Origin of the sequence: 'Nostoc azollae' 0708 (assembly GCF_000196515.1) — a bacterium.
GTDB lineage: Bacteria > Cyanobacteriota > Cyanobacteriia > Cyanobacteriales > Nostocaceae > Trichormus_B > Trichormus_B azollae.
The window spans coordinates 3,322,659-3,341,101 of the sequence record NC_014248.1 but is presented as its reverse complement, the minus strand read 5'-3'; the positions used below and the strand labels follow the sequence as shown (position 1 = coordinate 3,341,101).

Below are 18,443 nucleotides of genomic sequence, written 5' to 3'. Positions count from 1 at the left end.
TCATTAACTGGGTGTCAGTTGTCAGTGTTTTTGGTCACAAAGGCAAGAAAAAAATTTCTCATCAGAAAAAGGGGTAGAAAATTTGTTGGATACACAACCTTGATTGCCGACGTAAAAGTTGTGTTCGTCCTACCTGCATATACCAGTTAAACTTGTTCCCGATGGGGAGATATTCACCCAATCAAGGGTAGGTCCTATCCCTAGGGGAAAGTTTTTAAGTGTGGGCATTGTGGATTTGAACATGATGGTGATCTAAACCCTGCTATTAATATTGCTCCTTTGGGGAAGTCTGTAAGCCTTCCTGAAAATCCAGGGATGAATTGTCAATTAGAGGATCCACTGCGTTGGGCGGCTCTGCCGACTTGTTAGGGAAGCTCCTCTGAAAGAAGCAGCAAGTGGCGTGGGCAATTCTCTCTCTTCCTGATGATTCAAATCTGTGACTCAAGCCTTGTGCCTTTAGGTCGAGGTAAGCTTACGGCTAATCGCTTCTAAACTGCTAAAGATAGGAGAGGCTTTAACTGATGCCGTTGACTTAATTACTGGCACATTGCTAAGGTTAATCGTCCTTTGTCAGTTTTTGGTTGTTTGTATTTTGCCATTGACCACTGACTAATAACTAATGACTAATAACTAATGACTAGTAATTTAGAGGATCAACTTTTAGCATTGCGGCAGGAAGCAGAAGCAGCAGTCGCATTTGCCGATACCCTAGAACGCCTGGAAGAACTCAGAGTTAACTATTTGGGTAAAAAAGGGCAATTAGGGGCGCTATTACGCAGCATGGTAGAGATGAGTGCGGAGGAACGTCCAAAAATTGGAGCGATCGCCAATACAGTTAAAGAAGCTTTACAAAACAGTCTTGACCAGCAACGCGCCGCTTTAGAATCTGCTCAAATTCAAGCACAACTAGAGGCTGAAACTTTAGATGTGACAATGCCGGGTATTTATCGCCCCCAAGGTCGCATACATCCCCTCAATGGGATAATTGATCAGGCACTAGATATCTTTGTCGGTATGGGCTACACTGTCGCCCAAGGGTCAGAGATGGAAACAGATTACTACAATTTTGAGGCTCTTAACACCCCTCAAGACCATCCAGCCCGTGATATGCAGGATACCTTTTATTTACCAGATGGTAATTTACTGCGGACTCACACCTCATCTGTGCAAATACGGTACATGGAAAAGGAAGAACCACCATTTCGCATCGTTGCCCCAGGTCGAGTTTATCGAAGAGATGATGTAGATGCAACCCACTCCGCAGTTTTTCATCAAATTGAACTGTTAGCAGTTGATGAAGGACTAACTTTTACAGACCTTAAAGGCACTGTGAAGATATTTTTACAAGCAATGTTTGGTGATTTACCAATTCGTTTCCGCGCTAGTTATTTCCCCTTTACCGAACCTTCTGCTGAGGTAGATTTACAGTGGAATGGACGCTGGTTAGAAGTGATGGGTTGCGGTATGGTTGACCCGAACGTATTAAAATCTGTGGGTTATAATCCAGAGATTTATAGTGGGTTTGCAGCCGGTTTTGGTGTAGAACGTTTTACAATGGTTTTACATCAAGTTGATGATATTCGCCGTTTGTATAATAGCGATTTGCGTTTTTTACGGCAGTTTTAACTAATTGTCAGTGGTCAATAGTCGGTAGTCAGTAGAAAAACCACTGAGAGACTGACTAATGACTACTGGCAAGTGTTTACAATTATCACAATCTTCACAACCCCTAACCATTAAAGGAGGTTTTATATATATTGAGTAAACCTTTGAGGATTTATATGGATTCCTCTTGTTTCTGCCGTATTGTAGATGATCCCGTACAGTATCGACTTCGTTTACAAACTGAAGCAGTAGTCTCAATTCTAGAATTTTGCGATCGCGGCAATTTAATGCTAGTTAGCAGTGATGCTCTAGAGTTTCAGCTTCAAAAGATTCCTGATACTGGTCATCGTGATCAAATATTGGCTTTTTTAGGCGCAGCCAATATTTTTATTGAGTCGAATGGAAATATTAAATCTAGAGTAGAGACTTTATGTAACATAGGTTTTACTTGCTATGATTCATTGCACTTATTTAGCATTTGCAGAAGCAGCGGAATTAACATTTTTTTGACGACAGATGACCGGCTGTTAAGAAAAGCAAGGAGTTATATTAATGATGTTAAAATAAGTGTGGCCAATCCCGTAAATTGGTTAATGGACGATCAAGAGGTAATTCAGGAGTTTTAGAAGTGAAAGCCAGTGAGATTTCGAGAAGAGGCTACCAAGCACTAATTCAAGAATTAGGTTATGGTGGTGCTGGGAGATTTTTACTCAGATTTGAATCTGGTTCGATCGATTATCTAAAAGAGCGTCATCAATGGCTAGAACCATTAAAAATGGATGACTTTCGTAATTATATTCAACAAAAACCCAAACAGAAATAACTGATAACAATAGCTAAGGCTCTGATTCAGGAGTGCGTATATAATTCTAATCAAAAACCACATATCAAGCAGGTTTTACTCCTGAGTGCTGTTGTATTTATCCCTAAACTTTTTCAAGGTGGTTCTGAGTTTTCCCTGCAGTTCTGGTGGATTTTCCATGACAGAGATAAATAAGTCCCTATCGCGACTTGATAAAACCAGCCTTTCATAGGAATTTATTTCCTGGTTATCAATGATAAGCATATATAAAATTATATTGCTGATCAGTAAAGCTTTTTTAATGGCTACGGTTTGTTCTAATAGTTATTTTTGCTATTGTGTATCCCTCAAATCAAGTCTACTGTCTTTGGGTGAAGAGGTTTCCAACATTTTCGCGATTGAGGGAGTATCTTAAATTGATATTTAAGCATTTTAGGCGTTAAATTTCCACAAGGCCCATTTCTCTATTAGGTTCAGTAATATCTCTCTCTATTGTCTGACGCATGGATTAGTCTGCAATCCCTTTTGGCTCGATGGTTTGCAGTAACTCCTCTCCCGACTTTTTACTCGAATCCAGTTTTTGCGTCATCTGTCATATTTTATTACATTGTGTATCCCCTACTTACCTTATCTTTCTCCCCTTGCCCTACTTATTGAGCCGATACAATTTCTTGATGCTTTATTCACGATTAGCATTTGTTTCTCCCCCTTATATTCCTACAGGAGATTGCAGATCAATGAAGTACAGAATCTAAATCGAAACCTAGAGAGCAAGAGAGTTTTACTCCTGACTCCTGCTCTATAACCAATAGACCTCTTGCAAAATTATTTCTGTGGTACCTAGGGAGTTTTGGATTTTATTTATGTATTTTTGGTGTTCTTTGCGATCACTAATTCAAACATAACCCTGTAACTCTAACTTTTTGCTAAGACAACTACAAGCCCAGATTATAACATAAAATTAATTTTGGAATAGGTCTAATTTTCAGCAGGTTAACGCACCACAGCCGCTCTTTATTTCAGTTGTTCTATAATTAATTGCAAGTAAATCAGAGAAAGATAACGATGGCAGCTAAAGATAGATTTCATGCTGTGGTTAGAATTGCTCTCGAGAAGGAGTAGTGGCAAATAACCCATGATCCCTTGCTACTGGAAGTAGGTGGAACAAAGTTTGAAATCGATTTAGGTGCCCAGCAACTGTTAGTAGCAGAGCAAGACCAAGAAAAAATTGCAGTTGAGATTAAAACTTTTTTGATTCATTCCCCACTGACTGATTACCATGGTGCGTTAGGACAGTTTTTGAATTATCGGGTGGCCTTAGAAATTAGCGATCCAACTCATATTCTCTATCTGGCCATGGCTCTAGTTGCTGATGAAGCCTTTTTTAAGCAGGAATTTGCACAAATTTCATTGGAGACATATCAAATGAAACAAATTATTTATGCCCCGATTGAAGAGGTGATTGTGCAATGGATAAAATAGAGTCTTATCTCCATATAGTTCAGTCATTGTTGATGAATTATGCTGCTATGCCCATCGCCAATGGGTCAATTGCTACACTATTTTTGATACGAAACAAGACCATTACCAGGTAATGAATGTAGGACGGGATGGATATCGGCGGGTATATGGTTGTGTTTTACATTTGGACATCAAGAAGGGAAAGACTTAGATTGAGCAAAATATGATGGAAATGAGAGTAGCCCAATAACTTGTGGAAACAGGGCTGGCAAAGAAAGATATTGTGTTGGGGTTTTAAGCTCCAGAAATCGGGACATATACGGATTATGCAGTTATATAATTTAATTGGAGTTTGGCAAACCCCTAAGTTGGGGCGTAGGGGCTTCATTTTTTCTTCACCGCCCCAAACCCCATCGCTAAATGATGTTGTGTCGTAATTTTTATTCTATTCACCGTGAACATTCTTAGTTAACGGTTAGCCTAGTAGAGTACGGCGTAAATAAACCAACCATTCCAAATCTCTGAAAAGCTCATGCCGTATTCATTTTGAATTTTGTTCGTGTAGGGTCTCTGAAGGAGATATTTTGTTAGGGTAGCTCTTCTGAAAGAAGCATTTTGAATTCACGGTGGTACTAGTAGTCGACCAAGGCAATGTTGCTGGGTAAGCCTCTCTAATTGATAAACTAGTCAAAAAAGGGGTTGACGATGGCAAAAAAGTATGTTGTAGATTTAAGCGAAGAGGAAGTTTTACAACTGCAAGCAATCCTCAGAAAAGGAAAGTACAAAGCAAGAAGTATAACCCGTGCAAACATTCTTTGAATGGCAACATGAACTCGAACTGCGGCAGCGCCGCAGTTCGAGTTCATGTTGCCAAGGTGGAAAGGACAAGAGAAAAGTTTGTGATTGGTGGATTAGAGTTTGCTTTAAAGGATGGGGAACGTCCATCAAAACCCAAAAAATTAGATGAAAAACAAGAAGCATTTTTGATTGCGACTGCTTGTTCTAATCCGCCAGAAGGAAGAGTGCGTTGGACAATGCAATTATTAGCGGAGCATTTAGTGAAGGTTGGTATCATAGATTGAATCTCAGACGAAACAATATGCCAAACTCTAAAAAAAATGAAATTAAAGCGTGGTTAAAAGAACAGTGGTGTATTCCCGAAGTTAACCCAGAGTATGTGTTCAGAATGGAAGATGTTTTGGATTTGTACAATGAGCCATATGATCCGAAAAAACCTACACTCTGCCTAGATGAACGCCCATATCAATTAGTAGAAGAAGTAAGACTTCCTTTGCCACCAGAACCACATCAGCCTGAAGGTTATGATTGTGAGTATAAACGCAATGGTGTTGTAAATTTATTTGCCTTTTTTGAACCAATAGCCGGGTGGAGGCATATTTAAGTTACACAAAGTCGGACAAAAGCTGATTTCGCTAAACAATTAAAAGATTTAGTAGATGTTTATTAACCCCAAGCTGATGTGATACCTTTACTTGTTGATAACCTAAACATTCATACTCCAAGTGTTTTATATGAAGTTTTCTCTCCACAAGAAGCACGCCGCATTATTCAAAAATTAGAGTCTCACTATACTCCTAAACACGCTTCTTAGTTGAATCAAGTAGAAATTGAATTATCAGTTTTATCTCGCCAATGCTTAGAACGACGTATTCCTAATTTAGAAATATTATCTTCTGAAATTGCTACTTGGGAGTCAGAGCTTAATCAACAAAAACCCAGTTTTTATTGGAGTTTTAAAACCAAGGATGCACGTAAAAAAATGCAGCGTTTATATCCGAGCATTTAACCCAGCAAAATTGCCTTGGCAGACTATTAGTACTCCGTCAAAGACATTTGGGATGCTCCCCATTTTGACAGGTAATGATAGGAAAAAATTTCTCTGAGTACAAACGTCTGTCTCGTAGTTCTTTAAGTGCTTCAGCAGCTGTGTAAAATCCTTTTTCAACTTGCCTTCGTACTGGAGTTTAGACTAAATCGGTGATGTTCAAGAAAAAAATGAGCTCTGTATTCAATCACACCTCCTAGTAGTAGAAACTGAGACAAGTACTACCAACTCTCACCTGCGAATATGAAACGTGCCAGATTAGAAGAATTCTTTCAAGCAGCTTACAAACATCTAGGTAGGGCTAAAGATGCTACCTTTGAATTGACAGATGCCATACTGCTGACCCGAAATATTTATTGCCTAGCAGAATTGTCCTTATCACCAGTATTTAGACGTAAGTGGCCAAGCATATACGAGGTATTAGCAAGATAGCAGTCCACAGCTACAGAAATTGATGGAGCTATATATAAAACAGATGCCCCAAGGGGGGAGAGACTTTTATTGGCAGGAGACCATACTAACTGGTCACACCCGGATGCAGTGCAACTACAAGAAAGAACTTATGAACCCATATTCCGCACTTCATTTTGAAGTACATATATATCCACATGTAAAAAAGATAGAAGGCTACCTAGTCACACATAATTTAAATAGTAAAGCAATAGACAATATAATAAAAATTGCCAACAACTTGGAACTCGGCAGTATTGACAATAAATTCAGGATAAAAGATGAGAAAATCAATCTAAATGAGCCTAGATCAAATAAAAATAGCCAAGAATATGAATTACCAGAAATAATAGTTTGAGAGTAAGAACTTAGATCACTTGGGAATAATAGATGAGATAGTAATTTTAGAAAAAATCAATGAAATATTCTGAATACTATAGTAGGGAGAAAGTGAATAGAGGAGAAGTAGTCAAAGCAATCATTCTGAATGGACTAGTTTTCATGTATATTTCTTCCCTTAATTTCTTGACTAAAAAGCCATAGAAGATTTATTAGGAATGGGAATTGAAGGCGAAGATTTAAATGATGATAGAACAGGCATAGTAATGGATAAGTTATACAAATATGGATTAACTAAATTATTCCTAATAATTGCCTTATAAGTAGTAAAAAAATATGGCATAGCAACCAAATACTCCCATTTAGGTTGAACCTCAGGGAGCATCCACTATTGGAAGACACACAAGTGTTAGGAGAATATAAGGACAAACAAGTGTGGATTAGCAACCATGAACCAGGATAAACAAGAACTGCTCAAAGCCTGCTTAACGGCTTAAGGTCAGATCTATTAATTTAATTCCTAACTCAGGTTTATTCTCAAATAGAGGGTCTTGTTTCCCTTTGGGTAAATCATCACCGTGGTGATATAACTCTATATCTAATGATAAGCTTTTACTGCCATCATATAGATGTGTTGTTACTACTACTACTCCAGTATCCCTTGTCCTAATTTCTCCAATATATTGTCTTCCTACTCCATCCCTAAAATTCCCGCTTTTTCTATGGACAGAATCATCAATTATTAAGCTAAATCCTCCGGTGATTCTCCTCTGACTCCACTTGTTCATAATCTCTAACCGACGCTCATTGACTTGGGAACTGGACCAAGGTGCTTCAGTTAAAAAGTGGTGTAATCGTTGGTAAGTAACCCCTAGGGCATTCTCTGCCATTTGAAATAGGTTTTTTCTCTCACTTTGACCCAATCATCCCCCTAAATCATGTCTAAACTCTCTTCTTTCCCCTTTATGAGTAAATACATCATCAAATGACACTATCTTTCAAAACATGGTGACATTGCTGCGGCAGTGGTTTCTTTCATGAGCTTCTTTAAACGTGAAAGCTACACCGGAATCCCATTATACTCCAGGGGAAACGCAGCTTATTTCCTAATAAAAACTAATGAGGATTTTAAAATCATCTATATAAGTGCAAAGCTTGATGGATATATAAACAGAATCAATCAGTTTTCTATTAAGTGCTGAATTAGCTTATCTCTAATTGAATAACTCTTAGCTAAGGATAAATGAGCTAACTATTCATCCATAAATAAGTAAACTTATCTGTAAAAATAAGTAGAAGAAAATATTAAGTAAATTGTTGACAAGTTAGTTGAGGCTAAAGCTAAAACTCTTTCTCAAGAGTTATTATCCATTTCTGCCAAAAACTGTTTATTTTTTATCCCCCGCTTCACGGGGTTCTCTTTACCCAAAAGATCGACTGCTATCTGCCGCATCACTGCAAAGTTTTGTGGAGCATTATCTTTCCTAATCCGGTAGTCATCTTGTTTTAAAGCTACATCTAATACCCAATGCAATGAATTTTCTATTGCCCAATGGCTGCGGACAGAATTAGCCAATTGTTCTACATTTGACTCAAGACTACTAATAAAATAACGAGTCTCTACTGTTGTTTTATCATCCACTTATCCGATAGATTCTACCATCCCAACACTTTTTAGATTTGACCAAACTGAATCAGGGTCAAGCTGAAATCCCATTCCAGGTAACATCACATAGTTGCGGATTCCATGACGACCATGCCCTATTGCTTCGGGTTTATATGTGCTATGTTGAAGCTCTGGAAAACCTGTACTTATCCCTGACTTCAATAGCTGTTCTACTGACTCATACAGATTACCTTGGTTCTTTTTTAAAGAAATTACATAATCTGCATTTTCTTGCGTAATTAACTTTACTATGTCTTTGTGACACCCGATGGCATCAATCCTGACAATACATCCAGCTAATTCTAAAACCTTTAATAATTCGGGAATTGCTGTAATTTCATTTGATTTCTCATGCACCTTCACCTGTCCCAACACTAATTTATTTGTAGTTGCCCATGCACTTACCATTTGGATTGCACTCTAGTCACTATTTTTACCATGAGAACTACATAAAGTTTTCCCGTCAATTGCCACAACTTCACCATCCCTTATCTTATGTACTGATTTCATCCAGTTCAAGAAACAATTTTGAAATTGTTGCGGATTCAATTGTGCAAATACCCTTCCAAATGTGTCCTGGGACCGGAGCCCATTTCCTAGTTCTAAAAAGGTTTTTAACCACTTATATTTTGTGCAGCCATACAGTTCAATTGCCACCTAACTATCTGCTCCACAAATTACTGCACAAATTCCAATGGTAAGAATGTCAATTAACTTGTGTCGTTTCCTCCCCTCTACTCTTGGATCTTCCATCTGTGCAACGTGGTCAGTAATCATGATTTTGGGCTTGAGCTTCACACTTTTTGGGACTTTCTTCTTCTACTTTTACAATGACTTTACCATCAGAGCCTCATTGGTCAACCTCCATATCATCAGCCCTCCCTACCTTTCTCGTTTCTTAGTATATATTTACCATATTTACATGCGTTCGCCCTACATTATACTCCTTTTTACTCTTAACTTTTGTTTAAGTCCCGCTACCCTGACTGCGACGGACAACCTATGGCAGACAATACTAAATAATTTCGCTGGACTCTCACTTTTAAAGAAAATTTAGAAATCTTATTTGCATCACCGGATGATATTTTTATTGGTGGAAATCTTTTATGGTATCCGGTTGAAGGAAGTGTGAAAACTCGTCAAGCACCTGATGTGAGTGATGGTTATCTTTGGCAGGGTAAAAGGTGATAGAGGTTCTTATAAGCAATGGCAAGAAAATAATATTTCTCCACAGGTAGTATTTGAAATACTATCACCTGGAAACAGAACTCAAGAGATGAGTAATACATCACTATTTTATTAACGTTATGGAGTAGATGAATATTACGTTTATGACCCAGATACATTAGAATTGTCTGGTTGTTTGCGTTCTCAAGATTCTTTTGTAGCTATTGAAGAAATCAATACTTGGGTAAGTCCACGCTTGGGTATCCGGTTTCAACTCACGGCCGATACTTTAGCAATTTATTATCCTGATGGTAGGAAATTCCTCACATCTGTGGAACTTGATCAACCTGCTGAAGAAGAATATCAACGTGCTGAACAAGAACATCAGGAAAAAGAAGCAGCACTTTTGCAATTAGAACAGGAACGAAAGCAGTATCAAGAATTATTAGAAAAATTGCAAGCTCAGGGAATTGATGTAGAAAACGTATGAAGTTGTAGTGAATAAACTCACCTGAGTGGTACTGATAATTACCCTGGTCGTGTATTGTGCGGTGGTTCTTTGTCTTACCGTCTAGTCTATTGCCGTTCAGCGTATCGCGTCAATTATCCGGCTGTTAGCAGAGATTTCAATCACGGTTTTCGTGTTGCTTATTCTGCTAAATGGAGTCAGTAATTTCTGATTAGTTGTGAAGGTAATAGAGAATAAGAAAACTCAAAATTCTGAATTCTTAAACCCTTTATTAAAAATTTTGGTACGTATTCAGCTAATGCCTAACGGCACGCTACGCGAATAGCCATCAGCAGTCACCTTTTTCAGGCTAACGGTAAAAATACTTTTTTGATAACTAACCAATTTCTCAAACATTCTGACTACTGACTCCTGAATTCTTACATATTCTCCCTAACATAATTCATGTTTTTTACCAATTCTTCAGAGAATCAACTCCAAGGCTGTAACGAAACTATTCGTAATCAACCCAATAACGCTAATGCTTATATTCGTCGGGTAATGGTTTATTTTCAATTAGCGAAAATTCAAGAATCAATTGAAGATTTTCATACCGCAGAAAAGTTAGATGCTAGACTAACACCCTATCTTTGGCAACGTGGTTTATATTATTATAATGCAGAAATATTTGCTGAAGGTGCTAAACAGTTTGAAATAGATTTAACGGTAAATGCTCAAGATCTGGAAGGCACAGTTTGGCGATATCTTTATACTTCGCAGTTATCTAGTGTAACAGAACTGCGTAATTATTTGTTACCGGTAAAAAATGATCCTCGGAAAATCATGCGGTCTGTATATGATTTCTTCTCTGGAATTTGGACACATAATGATGTTTTGAATATTGGTAAATCAGAAGGCTTAAAAGGTAATCTTTACAGTCATCTTTACTTTGGTTTATATTATGAATCTGAGTGTAATTTGGAGTTAGCACAAGAGTATATTATGCAAGCTGCCGATAATTAGAAAATTGATGCTTATATGTGGTATTTAGCTGTGGTGCATAAAGAGGTGAGAGAATGGAATTAGGAGATAAGCTGAATATTTTTTTATAGAAAACTATAAAATATACAATTACAGATAGTGATAGTCAATGAGGTGATAAATTCTAGTATTATTGACATCTAATAGTCACAATTCTAGAGAATCATAATTATTTGGAGTTCTTTTGTCATTAGTTAATTACCAAAAATTAACCACCAGTTCTCTATGTAGAGACTATAAGAGACTGTCCCCATCATGTAAAGATACTTCTGAAAGACTGGTATGATATCTTGCAACTCCCTGAAGATTGCTTAAAAGTTAAGGTTGATTTTCAACATTGCAAATTTCTAGGACATATTGGAGTTACCTTTTTAGGGGGAATAGTTCGCTTATTTGAATCCCGTGGTGGTTATGTGACTTTTGACTGGAATACACTTGTCGATGAAAAAATTCCTATGAATTTGGCTCAGAATGGATTCCTGTATGAATTTGGCTATGACAGGAAACCTTGGGATGGTAATTCAGTACCTTATGGAAGAGATATCCAACATGACCCCATAGCTATAGCTGATTACTTGGGACATAAATGGCTTGGCAAAGGTTGGGTTAATATCAGTCCTGGATTACAGAATGCGATCGCAGGGAAAGTAGTTGCAATATATTTTAACCCCTTTGAACATAGCCATTCTCCAATTGGGGTGTTTTGCGGCGGACAACGTTATCCTGAGTCAGCTACTCTTCAGTTAACGGTAGTTGACTTTGGTATTGGTATCCCTAATAGTGTTCGTACCTTACCCGAAAATGTAGGAATGACGGCTAGTAAGGCTCTAAAGTGGGCATTTGACCCGGTAAATAGTACCAAGCAGTAAGATGTCCGACAGGGTGAAGGTTTACACATACTAGAAGAATTTGTCAAAAAAAATCATGGAAACCTGATGATTTTCAGTAATGGCAGCTATGTCAACATAGGGGATAATGGAGTTGAATATGCGAACATTTGTACTATATTATCGTGAACGCTAGTTAATATAACCTTTGGATGTGATGAAAGATACTAATGTTTAGCCTCTGAAGTTCCTAAACTCAAGAAGCTGAAGCTCTAGAGAGAAGGAGACAAGGAGACCATGTATAAAGTTTATGATATACTTGGTAAGTGTGCTATCACTGCTGAGGGTGGACAGAAGTTATATGATCAGATTCATCCCTGTTTGCTGACTGGTGAATCGGTGAAGATAGATTTTAGAAGAGTTGAAGTTTTTGCATCTCCATTTGTGAATTTCGCATTTGGTCAATTGTTAAAAGATGTTCCAGCAGAAAGGTTAAATCAATTACTTGAATTTATTTCTCTCAGTGATGATGGCTGGGACGTTATCAATCATGTAATGGCTAATGCGAAACGATATTATTCTGATGAAAAATATCGTAGTGCTGTGGATACTGTAATTACAGATATGGCTGAAAGTATTTGATATATGGCGATTAATATCACAATTCAAGCTGATGTAATAGACATTAGAAATGATAATCCACAAAAAAGCGATATTTTCCTTGTAGAAACTAACCTATGGTTTTGGCAAACTTACACCAACCTTGGATTTAATGCTAAACCTGATCAACTCAAAAAGATTAGAAGTTACTCTAAGTATCTTAATCTAGCTCTGTCAAATGAAGCTACTTTAACTTATTCAGCACTAACTTTAGCTGAACTTAGTCATATTTTTGAGAAAACTGAATATAAGATTTATATCAAATCTAATGGATATTTAGCAATCACGAAATACCGTCATAACTATCCAGCAGAACGAGCTAACGAGCTAATGTAGTTACTGAAGTTAAGTTGGCTTGGAAGCAGGTGAAGGCGCTCGCAATTCCTATTGATGTAACAGTAGATAATGCTACATTTACTGATGCAGCCCTCAAGCGTTTTCAGACTAAAGCGGTTGATGGTTATGATTTACTACTGCTCGAAGCTATTAACAGAGCAGGAGTAGGAACAGTTAAGATTATTACTGATGATATGGACTATAGTGTTGTTCCAGGTATTCAGATTTTTACAAGCAATAAATATGTCATTCCAGACGCTGTTGTCCAAAAGAAGTTAGTAGTGCGCTAATTATAAATTTATTTTCCTAACATTTTACCCCTGAGATGTTTAATGCGATCGCGCAATTTTGCTGCTTCTTCAAATTCCATCTTTTTCGCTGCTTCCTTCATCTGTTTTTCTAACAGCGTAATTAACTCTGGAATATCTTCTAACCATAATTCATCTAAATGTTTATCCACCACCTTTAAATCACGTGTATTTAAGCGCCGCGATACATCCAAGAATGATAAAATCGCATTACTTGACTTCTTCACAACTGGTTTTGGTGTAATTCCGTACATTTTGTTATATGCTGTTTGAATTCCCCTTCTTCTATCAGTTTCGTCAATAGCTTTAATCATGCTATCTGTTAACTTATCAGCATACATAATCACCTTACCTTGAATATGACGCGCAGCCCGTCCAATAGTTTGAATTAACGAACGTTCTGCACGTAAGAAACCTTCTTTATCTGCATCCATAATTGCCACTAAAGAAACTTCTGGTAAATCCAAACCTTCCCGTAGTAAGTTCACACCTACCAAAACATCAAATTTACCATTTCGTAAATCTTGTAAAATCTCAATTCTCTGAATCGAATTAATTTCCGAATGCAAATATCTAACTTGAACTCCCTTATGTTCCAAATATTCCGTTAAATCTTCCGCCATGCGTTTAGTTAACGTGGTGATTAAGGTTCTTTCTTTCAGTTCAACTCTATCTTTAATTTCTCCTAATAAATTATCAACTTGTCCTTCCGTAGGACGAACAAGAACTTCTGGATCTACTACTCCAGTAGGTCTAATTACTTGCTCAATTATATTATCTTCAGAAACTTCTACTTCCCAATTTCCCGGCGTAGCAGAAACAAAAATACATTGATTAGCTTTTTGCCAAAATTCCTCTGCTTTTAAGGGACGATTATCCGCCGCACTAGGAAGCCGAAAACCATGATCAATTAAAACCTTTTTCCGTGCTTGGTCGCCGTTATACATCCCGCGAATTTGCGGAACAGTAACGTGAGATTCATCTATTACTAATAACCAATCTTTAGGAAAATAATCAAGTAAACATTCTGGTGGTTCTCCTGCTTGTCTACCTGCTAAATGACGAGAATAATTTTCTACTCCGTTACAATATCTGACTTCCCGTAACATTTCTAAATCGTAGCGTGTGCGTTGATCTATGCGTTGTGCTTCCACTAATTTACCTAGTTCTTCTAATGCTAATTTCTGCTGTTTTAATTCTGCGGAAATATCTTCACAAGCCACTTCTAAACGTTGTTCTGGAGTGATAAAGTGACGCGCAGGGTAGACATTCACCGCTTGCAAACTACTGAGAATTTCCCCAGTTACAGGGTCAATATAACGAATTGCGTCAATTTCATCACCAAAAAATTCAACACGAATGATTCTATCTTCGTAAGCGGGTCCAATTTCTAACAGATCACCCCGGACGCGAAATTTTCCCCGACCCATTTCTACATCGTTGCGGCTATACTGCACAGATGTCAAATCTCGCAAAATCTGCCTTTGGTCAACTTCCATACCTATCTGTAGGGGAATTGCAGCTTTGAGGTATTCAGCCGGCATTCCTAAACCGTAAATGCAGCTAATGGAAGCAACAACAATTACATCGCGACGTTCAAACAGAGAACGAGTTGCAGAATGTCGCAACATATCTATTTCATCATTAATCGCTGCTGTTTTTTCTATATATGTGTCTGTGACGGGAATATAGGCTTCCGGTTGGTAATAGTCGTAATAGCTGACGAAATACTCAACGGCGTTATTGGGGAAAAATTCCCGCATTTCGTTACATAGTTGTGCTGCAAGGGTTTTATTATGGGCTAAGACTAGGGTCGGTTTACGAACTTTTTCAATCACTGCCGCGATAGAAAACGTCTTACCTGTTCCCGTCGCACCCAGTAAAGTTTGGTAACGATTACCCGCTTCGATGCTGGTTATAAGTTGGGCGATAGCCTGTGGTTGATCACCAGTGGGACTAAAAGGAGCTTGAAGACTAAATTCTGTCATAACTGTTTGTGCTGAACATACCCTTTTCCATAGTAGCGATAGTAGCGATGCGATCACCTTGAGCACTGGCGTAGCCAATCGCCTATCCCTGTGAGTCAGATATTATTCACAAAAATTCACTCTTTTAATTTACTTATGTGTCAGTTTTGAAGGAACCTATATCTAGGTGTGGTTTTTTAAGGTTACACTCTTAATATTATAGGAAAAAATAAACCTTGCCTTAATTATTGTAAAATTCATGTAACAAGCTGGATGCGTTAGTTTACAAAGCACTCAGCTGCAAAGGAGATAAGAAAGTGGAAGAAAATAACCAAGGTAATACAGAACAGGGTTCTCAGGGGACAATAGTAGTTGCTGGAGAGCGTCCTATTGGCAGCAGCGACTTACAATTTTCAGGAACATTATCAATCGCTGGGTTACGTCCTATTAGTACAAGCAGTTTAGAAGTAGTTGAAACTTACAATGCCATGGGAATTCGTCCCATTAGTGCTAACACTTTCCAAGTTGTGAGCAGCATTAACCTATCCGGTATTCGTCCTATCGGTTCTAGTGCATTGGTAGTTTCGAAAAACTATTCAATATTTGGTAATCGTCCAATAGCATCAAATACTGTTGATGATTCTGAGACTTTGATGGGTTTTATAGACTAATTTCAAACATTATTCCCATATTCTTAACAACCCAGTTAACTAATAAAACTGGGTTTTTTTATTATTTATAAATAGCTGTGCAAAATAAATTATCTAGTGAAGATAGCTAATAGAAATTCTTCCTGCTTTGTTCTTCCTTGTGAAATTCCGACTCCTTAACTCTACTTTATATATTCCTGTTTACAGAGATACTTAATATATCTTGTATACCTTGTGGTGGAAGCATTAAGTTAATATTCAAGCTAACTTAGTATGGTAATGAATAATTATAGGTAAAGCAAATGAGCTTAGAAGAACGGGCTAAAGCCACAGGTAAAAATATTGAAGGTAAAGCACAAGAAGCTTTAGGAAATATTACTGGTGATCCCAAAGATCAAGCCGACGGTAAAGGAAAACAAGCAGAAAGCGAAGTACGTCACTCTGTAGAAGATATCAAAGATAATGTGAAGCAAAAGCTTGACTAAAAGAAAGATTGATTGAATAAAATGCAGTTCATAGTGACAGATATTTCTCTCACTTCCAGAATTTTAAGGAGTTGTATAGTTGTATATCTGATTAGTAACTTTTGTATTCTCATCTTTCTTAGGACTTACAGAAGTGTCACGTTCAAGTCTATTGAAGGGTGCGTCAGACCTATATATTGGTTAATATCAACAGATTTTTGGCACCTGACGCACTGTAATGATATGCCAGTTACGTAAGCCTAAGTCCTGTTTCTATCGAAAGTACAACTTAAATTTTGAGTTGTCTGAGGAGAAAAATTATGATTCTAATTCAACAGAGTCGTAAAATTTTGATATCTTTAGTTTTGATTTTGGTGTTAACGTTGACTACCGCTTGCGGTGGTGGAAGAGTCGCAGAATCAGACCGCACAATTACTCCATCAGCAGTAGGAAGAGATGGTACCTATGCAGAATTAGAACGTGGTAATACTCCCGCAGGGGGGAATTTTGGCAACTGGGTTGTGCAAACTTCTAAAGGATTAGTTACAGATGCTTATGTTAGAGACAATAACAAACTAGGTGTAGTTATTTCTCCTCAATTTAGTCCGGATGAAGTGCGACCACTAGCAAACTCTTTGGTGCAAGGTTTTAGAAAGAACTTCCCTAATCAAGACTTGGAGGTTTTGATATATGCACCTGATAAAAAGTTAATTTTGACTGCTGATTATATTGCTCAGACAAATCAAATTAGGTATAGCTAAAAGAGGTTATTGAAAGTTCAAAATAAAGAAAATAAAGTTGGATTGTGTAAAAAATATAAACCAGGAGAGAAATCACGTGAGAAGTAGTAAAAAATATAAACGCGATATCATGAAAGATTTGGCTCACGGAAATATCGAATCTTTGGATAATATGCCAGCCGATACTACAAATGAATATGAAACTTTTGATGATTTTGCTCAAAGGACAACAATAGATCAACGTCGGCAATTATTTAGTCAATCTTTACATCCAGAAGGCATTCCTCCTAGTCAAGTGGAGCCTGAATTACAAAAGGCAATTTCTCAAATTAAACCCAATGAACGGGATGATGTTGCACGGGCTTTTCTCAAACAATTAAAAGGAAGAGGAATGGACGAAAATCGTTTACAACAACAGTTAAATCTTTCCACTCACAACCCTAACCGTATGACTGCTGATGATGTGAGTAATCTTGCATCTTTTGCTTATCATCATCATCCTGATATTCTCCGTGAAGTGTTAGCGGAACAACCAGGAATTATCAACTTTCTCAGTAATCCTATTGTGGCAGGAATTATTGGGATTGCGGCAGCTAAATGGTTGGGTAGTCGGAAGTAATAATGTATAGTTATGAAGGGTGGGCAATGATCACTGTACACCATAATAATGGTAATGACTACAGGTAAAAATCTTGTTCATAATAATGTTTTGTTGCTATCAACTGTCACTATACTGTTTTCACTGTGCTTTGGTAGTCTTTTTTATCTTTGTTGAGATGAAACTTGTATTGTAGAATAACTATTATCATTAATAATTGAATGAGATTTTAACCAATGAATCAAAATGGCTTTATTCTAGTTCAAAAAACAAACTAAATATTTCGGTAAAAAATTTTCAAGTGGTATATTACCTCAATAGAGGTTGAGTAATTTGCTAAATAAAAACATTTTTCTTAAAGTTGCGGGTTTGAATAATTTTATTCTCCCATTTAGGTTAAGTGTAATTCGCTTTTTTTTTAAGTTCGCTTATTTATTATAGATGTGTTCATTTTTTCGGATGTTCATTATTTACCCACGAAATACCTTAGATGAGTCCAAAACTAAATCAGCGAAATCAGGAAATTTAACAGACTCATTAGGCAATAAAATCAATTTCCGAGCGACGATAATCAAAATTACTTCTATAACCTTGACAAGGCTCACTGTAAAACTCTAAACGATGATTGATTAAATTAGAAATCCAATACTCAGAAATGCCTGCTTCTACATAAAGAGGTAATTTCACTTCTTGGTAATATTTCAAAATAGAATTAGAAATTTCAATTAAAAGTAAAATTTCAGATGCTTTAGGATGGATTGAAAGATAATTATCATTGACATTACAAACAATGGTTAAATCTGGTTCTGGTTCGCTATGATCAGGAATAATAATAGGCTGTTGTCCTCTGACCATAGCACGGCCTAGTAAAAGTTGAATCAATTCCTGACAGAACAGTGTTTCACAAACACAATGGGGTGTAACTTTTGCAGTCATTTGTATGACTTCACCCTTAATTAATTCAACTCGCTCATATTCTCTAAAGAAGCCGAGTTCCGCTAGACGTTGATATTCAGGTATAGTGAAGCGTTGAGCAGTAACTACAGTCATAAAAGTTAGAGAATTACA

At 37.2% G+C, this 18,443-nt stretch carries 21 protein-coding genes and 5 pseudogenes; 22 read left to right on the top strand and 4 right to left on the bottom strand.

Annotated elements, in window-relative coordinates; translation table 11 throughout:
• The first annotated feature begins 633 nt into the window (after positions 1-633).
• The 12 genes and pseudogenes from pheS to AAZO_RS43870 all read left to right on the top strand — a co-directional run.
• Positions 634-1,626, top strand: a complete 993-nt coding sequence (gene pheS, locus AAZO_RS15470; RefSeq protein WP_013191966.1) for a phenylalanine--tRNA ligase subunit alpha — start codon at positions 634-636, stop codon at positions 1,624-1,626.
• A 155-nt stretch (positions 1,627-1,781) separates the two neighbouring features.
• Entirely contained in the window at positions 1,782-2,231 is a 450-nt protein-coding gene (locus AAZO_RS15465; RefSeq protein ID WP_013191965.1) for a hypothetical protein, read from the top strand.
• Positions 2,232-2,233: 2 nt separating this feature from the next.
• Positions 2,234-2,428 (top strand): hypothetical protein, encoded by a 195-nt coding sequence (locus AAZO_RS15460; protein ID WP_013191964.1) that lies wholly within the window; start codon positions 2,234-2,236, stop codon positions 2,426-2,428.
• A gap of 1,107 nt (positions 2,429-3,535) precedes the next feature.
• Positions 3,536-3,889, top strand: a complete 354-nt coding sequence (locus AAZO_RS15455; protein ID WP_338027207.1) for an element excision factor XisH family protein — start codon at positions 3,536-3,538, stop codon at positions 3,887-3,889.
• Positions 3,890-3,914: 25 nt separating this feature from the next.
• On the top strand, positions 3,915-4,079 hold the full coding sequence (locus tag AAZO_RS43875) for an element excision factor XisI family protein (protein WP_420807068.1): 165 nt from the start codon (positions 3,915-3,917) through the stop codon (positions 4,077-4,079).
• A gap of 604 nt (positions 4,080-4,683) precedes the next feature.
• Positions 4,684-4,950 carry a helix-turn-helix domain-containing protein gene (locus AAZO_RS38655; protein WP_228371228.1) on the top strand — a complete coding sequence of 89 codons (267 nt, stop codon included), beginning with the start codon at positions 4,684-4,686 and terminating at the stop codon, positions 4,948-4,950.
• Positions 4,896-5,270: a hypothetical protein gene (locus AAZO_RS38650; protein WP_228371227.1), complete on the top strand. Its 375-nt coding sequence runs from the start codon at positions 4,896-4,898 to the stop codon at positions 5,268-5,270. Before AAZO_RS38655 ends, AAZO_RS38650 begins: the two co-directional genes overlap by 55 nt.
• A 78-nt stretch (positions 5,271-5,348) precedes the next feature.
• Entirely contained in the window at positions 5,349-5,480 is a 132-nt protein-coding gene (locus tag AAZO_RS38645; protein WP_228371226.1) for a transposase, read from the top strand.
• Complete coding sequence (locus tag AAZO_RS38640; RefSeq protein ID WP_228371225.1) at positions 5,481-5,675, top strand: hypothetical protein; 195 nt, start codon at positions 5,481-5,483, stop codon at positions 5,673-5,675. It abuts the gene before it with no gap.
• A 282-nt stretch (positions 5,676-5,957) separates the two neighbouring features.
• Positions 5,958-6,146, top strand: coding sequence for a hypothetical protein (locus AAZO_RS38635; protein WP_041640810.1), 189 nt, complete (start codon positions 5,958-5,960; stop codon positions 6,144-6,146).
• 22 nt (positions 6,147-6,168) lie between these two features.
• Positions 6,169-6,522: a hypothetical protein gene (locus AAZO_RS38630; RefSeq protein ID WP_041640796.1), complete on the top strand. Its 354-nt coding sequence runs from the start codon at positions 6,169-6,171 to the stop codon at positions 6,520-6,522.
• Between the two features lie 19 nt (positions 6,523-6,541).
• Positions 6,542-6,823 (top strand): annotated as a pseudogene (locus AAZO_RS43870) (DUF4277 domain-containing protein); the annotation flags it as partial.
• 168 nt (positions 6,824-6,991) lie between these two features.
• Here the strand turns inward: AAZO_RS43870 and AAZO_RS15430 are convergent.
• Both AAZO_RS15430 and AAZO_RS15425 read right to left on the bottom strand, forming a co-directional pair.
• Positions 6,992-7,542, bottom strand: a pseudogene (locus AAZO_RS15430) (transposase); the annotation flags it as partial.
• A gap of 315 nt (positions 7,543-7,857) precedes the next feature.
• Positions 7,858-8,967 (bottom strand): annotated as a pseudogene (locus tag AAZO_RS15425) (ISAs1 family transposase).
• Positions 8,968-9,171: 204 nt separating this feature from the next.
• Between AAZO_RS15425 and AAZO_RS30740 the strand changes: the two are divergent.
• The 6 genes and pseudogenes from AAZO_RS30740 (at position 9,172) to AAZO_RS38620 (ending at position 12,938) form a co-directional block, all read left to right on the top strand.
• A pseudogene (locus AAZO_RS30740) lies at positions 9,172-9,826 on the top strand (Uma2 family endonuclease).
• A gap of 423 nt (positions 9,827-10,249) precedes the next feature.
• Positions 10,250-10,807, top strand: coding sequence for a tetratricopeptide repeat protein (locus AAZO_RS15415; RefSeq protein ID WP_013191961.1), 558 nt, complete (start codon positions 10,250-10,252; stop codon positions 10,805-10,807).
• A gap of 308 nt (positions 10,808-11,115) precedes the next feature.
• A complete protein-coding gene (locus AAZO_RS15410) occupies positions 11,116-11,694 on the top strand; it encodes a hypothetical protein (protein WP_013191960.1) in 579 nt (192 codons plus the stop codon).
• A gap of 255 nt (positions 11,695-11,949) precedes the next feature.
• On the top strand, positions 11,950-12,294 hold the full coding sequence (locus AAZO_RS15405; protein WP_013191959.1) for an STAS-like domain-containing protein: 345 nt from the start codon (positions 11,950-11,952) through the stop codon (positions 12,292-12,294).
• A 3-nt stretch (positions 12,295-12,297) separates the two neighbouring features.
• Complete coding sequence (locus tag AAZO_RS38625; RefSeq protein ID WP_228371224.1) at positions 12,298-12,648, top strand: hypothetical protein; 351 nt, start codon at positions 12,298-12,300, stop codon at positions 12,646-12,648.
• Between the two features lie 14 nt (positions 12,649-12,662).
• Positions 12,663-12,938 carry a hypothetical protein gene (locus AAZO_RS38620; RefSeq protein ID WP_228371223.1) on the top strand — a complete coding sequence of 92 codons (276 nt, stop codon included), beginning with the start codon at positions 12,663-12,665 and terminating at the stop codon, positions 12,936-12,938.
• A gap of 8 nt (positions 12,939-12,946) precedes the next feature.
• Here the strand turns inward: AAZO_RS38620 and uvrB are convergent, their stop codons facing one another.
• The gene (uvrB, locus tag AAZO_RS15395) at positions 12,947-14,944 is read right to left on the bottom strand and encodes an excinuclease ABC subunit UvrB (RefSeq protein WP_013191958.1); all 1,998 of its coding nucleotides are present in this window, start codon (positions 14,942-14,944) and stop codon (positions 12,947-12,949) included.
• Positions 14,945-15,240: 296 nt separating this feature from the next.
• Here uvrB and AAZO_RS15390 point away from each other — a divergent pair, with 296 nt between their 5' ends.
• The 4 genes from AAZO_RS15390 (at position 15,241) to AAZO_RS15375 (ending at position 17,396) form a co-directional block, all read left to right on the top strand.
• Entirely contained in the window at positions 15,241-15,594 is a 354-nt protein-coding gene (locus AAZO_RS15390) for a hypothetical protein (RefSeq protein ID WP_013191957.1), read from the top strand.
• Positions 15,595-15,875: 281 nt separating this feature from the next.
• Positions 15,876-16,058 (top strand): CsbD family protein, encoded by a 183-nt coding sequence (locus tag AAZO_RS15385; RefSeq protein WP_013191956.1) that lies wholly within the window; start codon positions 15,876-15,878, stop codon positions 16,056-16,058.
• Positions 16,059-16,357: 299 nt separating this feature from the next.
• Positions 16,358-16,798 carry a hypothetical protein gene (locus tag AAZO_RS15380; RefSeq protein ID WP_013191955.1) on the top strand — a complete coding sequence of 147 codons (441 nt, stop codon included), beginning with the start codon at positions 16,358-16,360 and terminating at the stop codon, positions 16,796-16,798.
• Positions 16,799-16,874: 76 nt separating this feature from the next.
• Positions 16,875-17,396 carry a hypothetical protein gene (locus tag AAZO_RS15375; RefSeq protein WP_013191954.1) on the top strand — a complete coding sequence of 174 codons (522 nt, stop codon included), beginning with the start codon at positions 16,875-16,877 and terminating at the stop codon, positions 17,394-17,396.
• A 449-nt stretch (positions 17,397-17,845) separates the two neighbouring features.
• Here AAZO_RS15375 and AAZO_RS15370 read toward each other — a convergent pair.
• Positions 17,846-18,425: pseudogene (locus AAZO_RS15370) on the bottom strand (Uma2 family endonuclease).
• Between the last annotated feature and the right edge of the window lie 18 nt (positions 18,426-18,443).